Source organism: Cysteiniphilum sp. (assembly GCF_057495195.1).
In genome coordinates this window covers 59,832-72,557 of sequence record NZ_JBXTEF010000069.1, presented here as the reverse complement: position 1 = coordinate 72,557, position 12,726 = coordinate 59,832, and the positions used below count along the sequence as shown (strand labels likewise).

Below are 12,726 nucleotides of genomic sequence, written 5' to 3'. Positions count from 1 at the left end.
TAACCAATGTTACCGTAAGCAACGCTCAACAATGATCAAACAAATTAAAGCTAATACGATCCCAAGCATGCCTGTCACACCAAGCTCATAAACCGTATCCAAAATATGCCAAGCACCCAGCGCGGTAAATACAAAACCACCAATAATTTGAATGAAACTGAATATAGCAATTGTTGTGCCTCTATATTCTGGATAAACCGATGTTGCAATGGCAATCATATTAGGATAAACCCAAAGATAGAGCAGCCAAAATATAGATAGACATATAATATCAGTAATATAAGTACTAGTATTTGACGATAAGGTCACACCGACCATGCTAATAAACATGACAATAAGTGCTACTTTAACCAACGTCATCATTGTATATTTCTTAAGAAGCATGCTATTTAACCATGCGCCTATAAGCATACATACAATGACTAATGCAACCACCCAACCAAATGCCGATACGGGCATATGATACTCTTGGACAAAAATATATGGGTAGGTTAAAAGCACACTAGCTGCGACACCATAAACGAAAAACATCACCAACGTAGCACTTAAAAAACGTAAGTTAAACATGATTTTTATTACTTGAGCGATATTTATTTTTACATGTGACGTATTTGATTTAATGGTGCTTCTACCAACAATCAAGCCAAAACCGACGATTAACGCAATAATTAAAGCATACCAGAACATAAAGCTAACAACACTATGCCACCCTTGGTATTGCATTAAATAGCCTGAAACTACTGGCGAAATTGATACGGTGAATACTGAAAACGCAGTAAGTAATGCATAAATTTTTGAAAACGCCTTCCCTTGGAAAGAATCCGCAACGATAACACGCGCTAATACTGCCGCCATCCCAGCACCAATGCCTTGAAAGATACGCCCAACAAGCATCCACTCGATTGTGTGCTCGACATGACACAAAGCACTACCTAACATCGTAATAAGTAAGCCTAATATTAATATGCGCACACGCCCAAAGCGATCAGATAGCACACCTGAAATAAGTTGTGAAATCGCACTACCCAATAGAAAAAGTGCCACTGTATATTGCACCATTTCTCTTGATGTATTTAATGCCTTATCCAGATACGGCAATACTGGCAAATAAATATCCATCATTGCTTGTGGGTAAGCCAAGACAAATCCTGCGGCAATAAATAGAATAACCGATATTACTTTACTTGGTTTAATTATCTTTGACGGTTTCACTATTGCCATGATCTTTTAATATCCATTTCCTGTCCCTACATTATCAACCGTTATTATAGATTAAAACTCACAAAAATCAGCTCTCTTTTTAAACTTTCTGACGTTAAACCTCAATGGATGAAGTCCTTCAAATAAATGATTTAATATTGGCGCTTGGCATCCATTGCTCATCAATTGACTTAAGAGTTTAGCACCATATATCATTGAGCATAATCCTTTTGAACCAAAACCTGTTAATAAATAAATTCCCGACAAGTATTCTGCTTGAGGTAATGCCTTTAAAATAACGCCGTTTTGTAACCGTTGGTAATACTGCTCAATGAACTTTACGTTATCAGCAATTGTCCCTATCATTGGCACATGATCCGCAGTGACACAGCGCAATGATACACGTCCTAAGATGATTTTAACATCTACTGACGGATCAATAATATGACCTAGCTGTGCTAAGTTAACATTGTGATCACTCTTACGCACTTCAGCCATTAAATCATTATTATCACGAAATGTCGCACCAATAAGCTGCTTGCCATTAACGCTTGGCAAAATATAGCCTTTATCAAGTAGGATTGTTTTATTATTTAATAAGGTTTGCACTTGAGTGATTTGTCCATATGACGGATAAACCGCTATATGTTTAAATGCCTCAAGGTCTTTTGCAAGCGAAGCGTTGCCCGCAAAAACCACCACATCGTATGCTAACGATTTTTGATTGTTTTTGTTATCAGTGAAGCTCAACTGCCAAGTATTATTTGATCTGACAAACTCATCTAAGCGATGTGATAACAACAAATTCATACTTTTGCTATTACGAATGAGGCTCTGACATAACGAATAAGGATTAACCATCATTGCCGTTGGATAATAAGCACAGCTTGATGAAATCTCACAATCTGCTATGTCAGAAGCTGTTGCTGCATCAACGATTTGCAGCAAAGCATCAAGAGAACCACGTTTTTTAATAATATTATCAAAACGTAACTGTGTTTTTTTATCACTTAATAACTCCAAAGCACCACATTCTCTAAAATCAATCTCGCTTTTATGCTTCAGAATATAGTCTCTGGTATGTACAAAGCCTTGGGTATGAAAGCTATCAGAGATATTAGCATCGGCTGTAATATAAGGTTTTAATATCCCATAAGGATTACCTGAGGCACCTTGCGCAATATCATCATATTGATCAAATAGATCAATCTCAAAGCCTAATTGGCTTAGCTCATAGGCTAGCGCGCACCCCGCCATTCCGCCACCAATAATTGCAACTTTCTGTTTCTTATCAAGTGTTAATTGCGGCTTAGCAAAATACGGTTTAATCTTGGTTTGCGCTAATTTTTTTGTGTCTTTAACAACAGCACAAATCATTTCCCGCTTATGACCAAAGCCTTTTCGTTTTTCCACTGCAAAACCTTGAGCTTCTAGCGCCCGTTTAACAAAACCCGCCGCAGTAAAGGTAGACAAGCTTGTTTTGCCATGACTTAAACGATAAATTTCTTTAAATAAATCATCCGACCACATATCTGGATTTTTAGCAGGCGCAAAACCATCCAAGAACCAAGCATCTACACTGATATCGATTGTTGACAAAACATTTGCTGCATCATCGATTAATAAGGTTAAATTGATATTTTCAGCAATATTTAAAGATGTTGCACCAATATAAAAGCTATTTGGATAAGTCTGAAGTAATTGATCAGCGTGGGGTTTAAGCTCATGCCATATCGATAATGCTTTCTCTAAATCACCATAAGTTAATGGATATTTCTCACAACTAATAAAGCTTAATTTGGCCGTTTTTGGTGCATATTTATCCCAAATTTTCAGTGTCGCAAGGAAGTTCAGCCCCGTACCAAAACCTGTCTCAGCAATCACAAAATGCGCATTTTCATCAAGATTTTCAAGTCTTTGCTTCAGTTGATTGCCATCTAGAAAAACATATTCACTCTCGGCAAGCCCATTCTGTTTTGAGAAATAAACATCAGCAAATTCATCTGAAAATGGTTCACCTGTGTCTTGCCATTTGAGTTTTGCATGTTGCAATTTAGCGATCCTTGACAGCCATGGTTAAACGGTTGATTGAAATCAAACGCCCTTTTTCATCCACAACTTCAATTGCCCACACTTGTGTGGTGCGTCCAATATGATGCGGATAGGCTTTAGCCGTCAAAACCCCTTCTGATGCTGGACGAATATGGTTGGTATTGATATCTAAACCAACACAATATTGTTTTGTCAAATCAACGGCATAATTCGCGGCAGTGCTACCAACAGTTTCAGCAATACCACAAGAAACGCCACCATTCATTATCCCTAATGGCTGCTTGTGTTTTTTTTGCAATGGCATTTCTGCTAACAAATAATCATCGCCTAACTCAGTAAAGCGAATACCCAAGGTATCCGAGAATAAACCAGCTCCTCGCTCATTCATTTGATCTAGTGTTACAGATGTTTTCCAAATGCTCATGTTTTTCTCCAATGTTTAATTGTTAATTTTCTCTCAAAAATATTTAGTGAAAAGCCTTTTAAGCAGTCTTTTGCAATAATTCTTTATTCGCTGGTGTTTCCTCTTATTTGGCTCAGCTTTATCAGCGCTTGTACCCGTTCGCGCTCAAGCTCTCTTATCAGCTCTTCCTCTGTCGGTAAGTAAGGCAAATATTTTGCAGCAAATAGCTGCTTTTGATCGGACAATATCGAGTATTTAACAACTGCTTCACTTTTTTCACTGCATAACACTAAACCGATGGTTGGGTTATCATCTTTGCCTTTTTTTTGCTCATCATACAAACGCACATAAGTATCCATTTGTCCAATATCTTGATGCTTAAGTTTACCTAGCTTTAAATCAACCAATAAAAAACACTTAAGCTTAAAATTGTAAAACACTAAATCAATATAAAAATCTTCATCTTCAAAGCGAATACGTTGCTGACGTTCTACAAAAGCAAAGCCTTTGCCTAGTTCCAGTAAGAATTGTTGTAAATTACTAATAATAGCTTCCTCAAGATCACTTTCTTGATAAGTCTTATCTTGAAGGTTAAGAAAGTCTAGAATATAAGGATCTCGTAAAAAGTCTTTAGCATCTTCTGCCAAAGGTTTTGTTGCTTGTGTCGCCTCTGACTCCACGAGCTCTTTGTCTTTACTTGATAACAATCGTTCATAATATAATTTACTGATCTGACGTTCTAATGCTCTGGCACTCCAGTTGTGTATAATTGCTTCTTGCAAATACCACTCGCGAGCAGCCAAACTATCTATTCGCATAAGAATACGATAATGTGTCCAACTCAATTCACTACGCACTGCGTAGCGAATTGGAAAAGTAATATAAAATTGGCGCATATTACGTAGATTCCCTGCATCAAAGCCCTTTCCCAAGCGCTCAGTCAATTCTTTGGAAAGTAACTGTAACTGCTGCTTACCATAAGCGGCTCGACTTTCGCCTTTTTGTTCATGTTCAACTATTAGCCGACCAATTTCCCAATAGCTTTGAACCATCGCATGGTTGACCGTTTGACGTACTTGTTGCCTACTGCTTTCAATAATAATAGCAATATCATTAATTAGGCTCATAAATTGAGTATTTTTAGGAAGGCTCATTTACTTGTTCTCTCAATAATATTTATAAAGATACCCATTGCTTGCAAACATCCTACAAAATAACAGTTCATACTTAACTGTAGCTCATCACAACTTGCCCATAGGGATGAATATAACTGAGATTTTTTAATTGCCATCTTTATTCTCTTTTAAGCCCCAAACAGTTTTAATCCATCTTTCTTGCGTTTCTCTTCAGCGCGAATTCTTCTGGCATCTTTGGGGTCAATGGTGAGTTTTCGATAAATTTCAATACGATCATCAGGTTTTACAATATGATCAAGTGTTACAACTTCACTATAAATGCCCACTGATTGCACATTTAAATCAATCTCAGGAAAATCACTTAACACCCCGCTTTGTGTAATCACATCATTGACAGTTGTATTTTCATTACACTCCAGTTGATATAGCTTTTGCGCTTGAGGATTAGCATAAATCACTTCTACTTTCATACAGCTTCTGCTCCATACACGGTTTTTGCACGTTTACAAAAAGCATCAAGCATCGTATTAGCCAGTGTATTAAAGACAACACCTAATGCTAATGCCATGACTTTAGAGGAGAATTCAAACTCTAAATCAAGTGTCACTTTACAGGCTTTTTCATTTAAAGGAATAAAATGCCATACACCCAATAGACGTTTAAAGGGGCCTTTAATTAATCGTATCTTAATCTCTTTGCCTGGGATCATGTCATTGTGCGTACCAAAATCAATCTTAACACCACCTTTAGCAATTTTGAGTGTCGCTTCAGCTTCGGTTTCGGTATGCATGTGCACCTCTACTGCTTGGCACATGGGTAAAAATTGAGGATATTTATCAATATCATTTACAAGGTCATACATCTCTTTAGCACTGTATTCAACCAATGCCGTTCGATGAATTGTTGTCATAGTGTTTCTCTTATGTCATAAGTTCATGTTAGAATCTTGGCTATTGTAACGCTTATGCACTATTTTGCAAAACAATGGCAAAGACAAAAAATACCAAAAATACAAAATCAACGGCAAACAGTAGTACGATTGCCAAAAACAAAAAAGCTTTTCATGAGTACCTAATCGAAGAGCGCTTTGAAGCAGGTATTGTGCTTCAAGGTTGGGAAATCAAAAGCATCCGCGCAGGTCGTGTGCAATTGACTGACAGTCACATTCATGTAAAAAATAATGAAGCTTGGCTTTTTAATGCATTAATTACACCTTTGCACTCTGCATCAACTCATGTTGTACCTGTTCCTGCAGGCACACGTAAGTTATTATTACACCGTAGAGAAATCAATAAACTCTTAGGTAAAGTCGATATCAAAGGCTATACAATTGTGCCATTGGCAATGTACTGGAAAGGCTCACGCGTTAAAGTGGAAATTGCAATTGCCAAAGGCAAACAACTACACGACAAACGCCAGGCCTCTAAAGAGCATGATTGGAAACGTGAAAAAGAGCGTTTATTTAAAAAGAGTCTATAAACACGATGACGCAAACAGAAAAGAAACTTCATTTTTATATCACCAAAGCAATCGCCGATTATAAAATGCTGCAAAAAAATGACAAGGTGATGATTTGCCTTTCAGGTGGTAAAGACTCTTTCACACTGGTTAAAGTCATGCACGATTTAGTCGCTAATGGCACTTATGAGCTTGATTTAATTGTCTACACTTTAGATCAAACCCAACCAGGTTGGGATGACTCTGGATTAAGACAATATCTTGAAGATCAAAACATTACATATATTATTGAAAAGCGTGATACTTATTCTGTCGTGATTGATAAAGTGCCTGAAAATAAAACCTATTGTTCATTATGCTCGCGCTTACGTCGCGGTAATATCTATCGTTTCGCACGCGATAATAACATCGATAAAATCATGTTAGGACATCATCGGGATGATGTAATTGAGTCGGCATTAATGTCGATGTTTTATCAAGGCAAAATTAAATCAATGCCTGCCAAGCTATTAACTGAAGATAAGCAAAATGTGGTGATCAGACCGATGATTTATTGCCAAGAGCGTGATATCGCCCGCTTTGCCAAAGAGCAAAACTTTCCAATCATCCCGTGCAACCTATGTGGCACACAGGAAAACCTAAAGCGTCAGCAGGTAAAAAATCTCATTCACGAGCTGGCTCAAAAAAATCCAATTATTCCACAGAATATCTTTGCCTCACTTAGTAATGTTGTGCCTGGCCATTTATATGATCAAAACCTGTTTGATACGCGTGAATGTGATCAACCTCGAATCGACACTAGCATCATCACCTAATAAAGCTACGAAATCACAATAAAAGAATTTAAGTTGACTTTCGCTACTCCATGATACATCTTGTCACATAAATTTATAGTAATGGAAAGAAGGTATGCGCCTATTTAAACACTTGTATGCACAAGTTATTTTAGGGATTATTATTGGAATTATTTTGGGTGCAGTATCTCCTGAGTTTGCTGTTAGTTTGAAACCATTTGCAGACATATTTATTAAGCTCATTAAAGTTTTAATTGCACCAATTATATTTTTAACAATTGTTTCAGGCATTGCCGCAATGAAAAGCTTAAAAGCTGTCGGCAAAATAGGTGGTGCGGCTTTACTTTATTTTATTCTTACCACACTTATCGCATTAACCATAGGTCTTGTCGTGGCGAATTTTATTCCTATGGGGCAAGGTATGCATATCAACCCTCACTCTTTAGATATCAAGAGTGCACAAGCATATATTGGCAAAGCAGAACAGATGGATAGCATTTCTGGATTCATTTTAAATATTATACCGCACACATTTGTGAGCGCTTTTAGTGATGGTGAAATATTACAAGTTTTGTTTATTGCTATTTTTTTTGCAACGGGACTTTTAATGTATGGTGAGAAAGGTCAGCCAATCGTTGAAGCAATACAACACTTATCTAAAGTTTTCTTTAAAATCATTCATAGCATTATGTATTACGCGCCATTGGCTGCATGTGCCGCAATGGCATTTACAATAGGTAAATATGGACTTAATACCTTAGCAGGACTTATCGGGCTTCTGCTGTGCTTTTATCTTACCTGTATTATATTTATCATTGTCATACTTGGTTTAGTTTTGCGACTATACTGCAAAATTAGTATTTTCGATGTGATCCGTTACATTAAAACCGAAATCTTAATTGTCCTTGGCACCTCATCTTCTGAAACCGTTTTACCAAATCTTATTGAAAAACTCGGCAGATTAGGCTGTGACAAATCAGTTGTCGGATTGGTTATTCCAACGGGATATTCATTTAACCTTGATGGCACAGCAATTTATCTATCCTTAGCGGCTATTTTTATTTCACAAGCATTAGATGTTCCTTTAACCTTAGAGCAACAACTCTTCATGCTTGGTGTAATGCTTATTAGCTCAAAAGGAGCAGCTGGAGTCACCGGCAGTGGTTTTATTATCTTAGCAAGTACATTAGCTGCGATTGGTACCGTGCCTGTTGCTGGCATCGTTATTATTCTTGGTATTGATCGTTTTATGTCTGAAGGACGCGCCATAACCAATATGATTGGCAATACTGTTGCTACTATTATCATTGCAAAATGGCAAAGAAAATTGGATTTGACAGTTGCTAAAACAAACTTGAGAAAAATCAAGTAATTACAACTGGTGTATTTTATTTATTACAATTTCACTACAAACTTTCCCTGAATCCGGCTAGCACAAAAAAACGTATTACTTTATACTGAACTGGCGTTCATTTTACAAAGCAACAATATACATTTTTTGGGCAAAGTTCATGTTACATATTAAAGCATCTACATCGGCGAAGGTTATTTTCGTTTTTATTATTATGGTTACCTCGATGCTAGGTATTTTTGTCTCTGATATTTACGTGCCTTCTTTACCAAGTATTAGTGAAGACTTTGGTACAGGCGCTCATTTATTAGCATTTAGTGTTACCTATTATTTTATTGTTTTTGCCTGTGCGCAGCTTATTTATGGTCCGCTATCTGAGCGCTTTGGGCGACGCAAGATTTTTCTTACAGGTCTTGCTATTAGTATTGTTGGCACACTGATTACCGTGTTTAGTCTAAACTTTAGCATGCTGATGGTTGGGCGTACACTTGAAGCCATTGGCATGGCAGCACCGATGTCATTAGGTCGCGTCATCTTGCGTGATGTTATTCCTGATAAGGTTAAATATGCGCGTTTTATGTCATTTATGGGTATTGGCACTTTAATGGCGCCGGTAATTGCACCAATCGTTGGTGCGTTCTTAGCACACGTTTATCATTGGCGTGCAGACTTTATATTCATCTTAATTTTAAGTGTGATCTGCTACATTGGTGCTTATATTTATCTGGTTGAGACTTTACTGAACCCCAAAAAGCGCCTATCGGCCAAACTATCCGTTAAAACCTATCTATGGGTTATGAAGAATAAAACGTTTATCAAAAACATGATAATCTCAAGCACCATTATGGGTGCTATCATTGCCTATTTATCCATAAGTGCTTTCTTGTTTCAACAATATTTTGGTCTAAGCGAAATCCACTACGCCATTGTGTTTGGCATTGGTGAAATCTTTATTGCCGTAGGCATGTTTGCCAATGGTATGGCACTTAAATATATTTCTATTGAACGCTCTCAAGTTATTGCTGTGATGCTTTTCTTGCTTTCAGGCATTCTCATTACCATTCAAGCTGTGTTCTTTAGCCATAGCCTTGAATTTATCATGTTGGCAGTGATTGTCTTTAAGTTTGTCGCAGGTGTCATTTTCCCAACCAGCAGCACATTGGCTATTGTCACCTTTAAAGCACGTTTGGGTGCAGTGGGCAGTTTATATGGCTGCATTAGCATGCTTGCGGCGGGCCTTATCAGTGGCTTTGCTTTATCTTTACCTTTAGCGCCTAACTTGCTGATTGCCTTATTAATACTTGTTATGGCGATTATTGCTGCTATTGTTTTAGTTGGCATTAAAGACAAAGCATGATTTCAAGTGATTATAATAGTTTTGCATCTATGGGCTTAAGCCTGCCCAAGGATACCAGATTAAATTCATGATCTGACTTGATTTCGCCTCGCAAGTGCACCTAACTCTTGATGCAACCCATCAAAAGCACCATTGCTCATAATGACATAATGGGTAAAACACCTTGGCTGTGATTGTTTAAAATGCTCAATAATATCGGTAACCTGATCAAATACTAGAAAATTGTCTTTGGCATACGATGCTGCTTGCCATTGCATCACACTGTTTTGATAAAACCAGATTTCATCGGCGATATTAAGCGCATTAATTAATGCTGATTCTTGCGCACCCATTTTCATTGTGTTTGAGCGCGGTTCCAAAATTGCGATGACTCTTTCCTTATCTGTCGCACGTGCTTTTATGGCTTTGAGTGTTTGCGCTACTGCCGTTGGATGATGAGCAAAATCATCATAAATGGCATAGTGATCGTTTTGCACAATGCATTCAAGGCGGCGCTTAACCCCTTTGAAGTTTTTAAAGCTCTCTGTTACTTTGTCCAACGAAACACCTAGTGTTTTTAAAACTGCATACGCTGATAATGCATTTTTGGCATTATGCTCACCTAATAGTGCCCAGTTAATCTTAAGTGTTTTATTGTGATCTATGATCTCAAACTGGCTATAGTCTTCAAGTATAGGCTTGATATCAAGCGCCTGCTCATCACCTTGAAGCGGACAACGTTCAGACCAACAACCTATCGTTAGTAGCTTATCAATATGTTTATCCGGCTTGGGATAAATCACCATTGCTTTACCAGGTAACAGGCGCATAAGATAGTGAAACTGGCGATAAATATCCTCGATTGAGTTAAAAATATCGGCATGATCAAACTCAAGGTTATTAATAACCAATATGTCTGGATGATAATGCATAAACTTCGAGCGCTTATCAAAAAATGCCGTATCATATTCGTCGGCTTCAATCACAAAGTACTCTGAGTTTGTTAAACGCGATGACACGCCAAAGTCCTGAGTAATCCCACCAACCAAAAAACTTGGATTTAACCCCACATCATCCATCAGTTTAATCACCATTGAGGTAGTGGTTGTTTTGCCATGTGTTCCGGCAATCGCAATAACCTTTTTATCTTTGAGAATTTCTTGATAAAGCCACTCAGGACCCGAAAAATACTTAAGCTCGCTATTTAACAAATACTCAACAATCGCCATGCCACGGCGCATCGTATTGCCAACAATCACCTGATCCGGCTTAAGTGATTCAATATCGTACTCATAACCGGATATCAGCTTTATGCCTTGAGACTCAAGATAGCTGCTCATCGGTGGGTAAACATTTTGATCACTGCCTGTAACCTTATAACCTTTTTCACGCGCTAGTAACGCTAAAGCACCCATAAAAGTGCCACAAATCCCTAATATATGAATGTGTTTCATAATCTACTTTTGATTTTTTTACTTTTGATTTTTTATTTTTTCAATAATCGACGTACTTGAGTGACTTGGCTTTAAGGTAATGGTTTTAACCTCACCACCTGCGGCTAACACCTCTTTGGCTCCTGCAATTTGCGCGATTTCATAATCAGCACCCTTAACCAGAATATCCGGTAATAGCTCACTGATAATCCTCTTAGGGGTATCTTCATCAAAGGCTACCACCCAATCAACACAGCCTAATGCTGCAAGCACTTCCATCCGCGATTGCAAATTGACATATGGTCGAGACTCACCCTTTAAGCGCTTAACTGACTCATCGGTATTGACAGCGACAATCAAGCGATCACCCAAAGCGCGCGCTTTTTGTAAATACTCAACGTGCCCAGCATGCAAAATGTCAAAGCAACCATTGGTCATAACGACTTTTTCACCTTGTAAATGGACTTCGCTCATTGCTTTTTTAAGCTCAGTTTGACTTAAAATTCCTTTGTGCACTATAGCTTGTGCATGGAGTGAATCATGCAACTCTTGAGCATTTAGTGTTGCCGTGCCGACCTTACCAACGACAACTCCTGCAGCAGCATTTGCCAGACGCATCGCTGAGATATAATCATAGCCACATGAAATCGCCATCGCCATCACGGCAATGACCGTGTCACCTGCACCTGTAACATCAAAGACTTCTTTGGCAACAGTAGGAATCGTTGTTACCTCACCGCTTTTTAATATCAAAGTCATCCCTTCTTCGCTACGAGTAATTAACAGTCCACCTAAATGGCAGTTTGCTATTAATTGATGTGCTTTCGCAATTAGCTCATCTTCAGTGTGACATTTACCAACTACTGCTTCGAATTCCTTGCGATTAGGTGTTATTAAAGTCGCGCCTTGATAAATACTAAAGTCATTTCCTTTGGGATCAACTAATGTTGCAACCTTTTGCTTATTCGCAAGCTTTATGAGTTTTTGCACATCATGTAATGTCCCCTTACCGTAATCTGATAATACCATCACATTATAGCATTTAAGCACTGCCTCAACACTGTTGAAAAGTACACCTTCATCAACTTGCGCAAAACCTTCTTCAAAATCAAGACGCAATAATTGCTGTTTTTGCGATAGAACGCGCAACTTCGTAATCGTTGGCAAATGTGTTTCAATCAAATGACTATGAATTGATTGATCCGCTAAAAAGTTTTTTAAAATATGTGCTGGTTCATCCTGCCCAATCATCGCACATATTCCTGCCTCTCCTGCGAGGGATGTAATATTTAAAGCGACGTTACCTGCGCCACCTGCACGATCTTGGATATTTTTAACATGCACTACAGGAACCGGTGCTTCAGGTGAGATACGCTCGGTTGAACCGTAGTAATAGCGATCTAACATCACATCACCCACAACTAAAACGCGTGCTTTTTGTAAATTGCTTTGCATTGTCTGTCTTATTAACCCTGATAAGAATGGGCACAATACTACACTAAAGCTTAATAAAATTACAGTTTGTCGTTAGTGGTATTTGTAAGATAAATATTAGAGAGAATA

Annotated in this window: 12 protein-coding genes; 4 read left to right on the top strand and 8 right to left on the bottom strand. The window is 38.0% G+C overall.

Annotated elements, in window-relative coordinates:
* Window positions 1-9: 9 nt before the first annotated feature.
* The 6 genes from ACY10D_RS06220 to ACY10D_RS06195 all read right to left on the bottom strand — a co-directional run bounded on the left by ACY10D_RS06220 (window position 10) and on the right by ACY10D_RS06195 (window position 5,701).
* Window positions 10-1,221 (bottom strand): MFS transporter, encoded by a 1,212-nt coding sequence (locus ACY10D_RS06220; protein ID WP_486999900.1) that lies wholly within the window; start codon window positions 1,219-1,221, stop codon window positions 10-12.
* A 51-nt stretch (window positions 1,222-1,272) separates the two neighbouring features.
* On the bottom strand, window positions 1,273-3,252 hold the full coding sequence (gene mnmC / locus ACY10D_RS06215) for a bifunctional tRNA (5-methylaminomethyl-2-thiouridine)(34)-methyltransferase MnmC2/FAD-dependent 5-carboxymethylaminomethyl-2-thiouridine(34) oxidoreductase MnmC1 (protein ID WP_486999899.1): 1,980 nt from the start codon (window positions 3,250-3,252) through the stop codon (window positions 1,273-1,275).
* 1 nt (window position 3,253) lies between these two features.
* Complete coding sequence (locus tag ACY10D_RS06210) at window positions 3,254-3,676, bottom strand: hotdog fold thioesterase (protein WP_486999898.1); 423 nt, start codon at window positions 3,674-3,676, stop codon at window positions 3,254-3,256.
* Window positions 3,677-3,759: 83 nt separating this feature from the next.
* On the bottom strand, window positions 3,760-4,809 hold the full coding sequence (locus tag ACY10D_RS06205) for a PDDEXK nuclease domain-containing protein (protein WP_486999897.1): 1,050 nt from the start codon (window positions 4,807-4,809) through the stop codon (window positions 3,760-3,762).
* A gap of 149 nt (window positions 4,810-4,958) precedes the next feature.
* Window positions 4,959-5,261: an RnfH family protein gene (locus ACY10D_RS06200; RefSeq protein ID WP_486999896.1), complete on the bottom strand. Its 303-nt coding sequence runs from the start codon at window positions 5,259-5,261 to the stop codon at window positions 4,959-4,961.
* Window positions 5,258-5,701 carry a type II toxin-antitoxin system RatA family toxin gene (locus ACY10D_RS06195; RefSeq protein WP_486999895.1) on the bottom strand — a complete coding sequence of 148 codons (444 nt, stop codon included), beginning with the start codon at window positions 5,699-5,701 and terminating at the stop codon, window positions 5,258-5,260. The genes ACY10D_RS06200 and ACY10D_RS06195 overlap by 4 nt, the downstream gene beginning before the upstream one ends.
* Before the next feature lie 74 nt (window positions 5,702-5,775).
* Between ACY10D_RS06195 and smpB the strand changes: the two genes are divergently transcribed.
* The 4 genes from smpB to ACY10D_RS06175 all read left to right on the top strand — a co-directional run bounded on the left by smpB (window position 5,776) and on the right by ACY10D_RS06175 (window position 9,751).
* A complete protein-coding gene (gene smpB, locus ACY10D_RS06190) occupies window positions 5,776-6,270 on the top strand; it encodes an SsrA-binding protein SmpB (RefSeq protein ID WP_486999894.1) in 495 nt (164 codons plus the stop codon).
* A 5-nt stretch (window positions 6,271-6,275) separates the two neighbouring features.
* Window positions 6,276-7,064 carry a tRNA 2-thiocytidine(32) synthetase TtcA gene (gene ttcA / locus ACY10D_RS06185; protein ID WP_486999893.1) on the top strand — a complete coding sequence of 263 codons (789 nt, stop codon included), beginning with the start codon at window positions 6,276-6,278 and terminating at the stop codon, window positions 7,062-7,064.
* A gap of 94 nt (window positions 7,065-7,158) precedes the next feature.
* Window positions 7,159-8,415: a C4-dicarboxylate transporter DctA gene (dctA, locus tag ACY10D_RS06180; protein ID WP_486999892.1), complete on the top strand. Its 1,257-nt coding sequence runs from the start codon at window positions 7,159-7,161 to the stop codon at window positions 8,413-8,415.
* 139 nt (window positions 8,416-8,554) lie between these two features.
* Complete coding sequence (locus ACY10D_RS06175) at window positions 8,555-9,751, top strand: Bcr/CflA family efflux MFS transporter (protein ID WP_486999891.1); 1,197 nt, start codon at window positions 8,555-8,557, stop codon at window positions 9,749-9,751.
* Between the two features lie 65 nt (window positions 9,752-9,816).
* Here ACY10D_RS06175 and mpl read toward each other — a convergent pair whose 3' ends face one another.
* Window positions 9,817-11,187, bottom strand: coding sequence for a UDP-N-acetylmuramate:L-alanyl-gamma-D-glutamyl-meso-diaminopimelate ligase (gene mpl, locus ACY10D_RS06170; RefSeq protein ID WP_486999949.1), 1,371 nt, complete (start codon window positions 11,185-11,187; stop codon window positions 9,817-9,819).
* Between the two features lie 15 nt (window positions 11,188-11,202).
* Window positions 11,203-12,618, bottom strand: a complete 1,416-nt coding sequence (hldE, locus tag ACY10D_RS06165) for a bifunctional D-glycero-beta-D-manno-heptose-7-phosphate kinase/D-glycero-beta-D-manno-heptose 1-phosphate adenylyltransferase HldE (RefSeq protein WP_486999890.1) — start codon at window positions 12,616-12,618, stop codon at window positions 11,203-11,205.
* Window positions 12,619-12,726 lie beyond the last annotated feature (108 nt).

Excerpts from the sequence above, each read along its gene's own strand:
- ACY10D_RS06220 (WP_486999900.1), bottom strand. The coding sequence starts at position 1,221 with ATGGCAATAGTGAAACCGTCAAAGATAATTAAACCAAGTAAAGTAATA.
- ACY10D_RS06210 (WP_486999898.1), bottom strand. The coding sequence starts at position 3,676 with ATGAGCATTTGGAAAACATCTGTAACACTAGATCAAATGAATGAGCGA.
- ACY10D_RS06205 (WP_486999897.1), bottom strand. The coding sequence starts at position 4,809 with ATGAGCCTTCCTAAAAATACTCAATTTATGAGCCTAATTAATGATATT.
- ACY10D_RS06200 (WP_486999896.1), bottom strand. The coding sequence starts at position 5,261 with ATGAAAGTAGAAGTGATTTATGCTAATCCTCAAGCGCAAAAGCTATAT.
- ACY10D_RS06195 (WP_486999895.1), bottom strand. The coding sequence starts at position 5,701 with ATGACAACAATTCATCGAACGGCATTGGTTGAATACAGTGCTAAAGAG.
- smpB (WP_486999894.1), top strand. The coding sequence starts at position 5,776 with ATGGCAAAGACAAAAAATACCAAAAATACAAAATCAACGGCAAACAGT.
- ttcA (WP_486999893.1), top strand. The coding sequence starts at position 6,276 with ATGACGCAAACAGAAAAGAAACTTCATTTTTATATCACCAAAGCAATC.
- dctA (WP_486999892.1), top strand. The coding sequence starts at position 7,159 with ATGCGCCTATTTAAACACTTGTATGCACAAGTTATTTTAGGGATTATT.
- ACY10D_RS06175 (WP_486999891.1), top strand. The coding sequence starts at position 8,555 with ATGTTACATATTAAAGCATCTACATCGGCGAAGGTTATTTTCGTTTTT.
- hldE (WP_486999890.1), bottom strand. The coding sequence starts at position 12,618 with ATGCAAAGCAATTTACAAAAAGCACGCGTTTTAGTTGTGGGTGATGTG.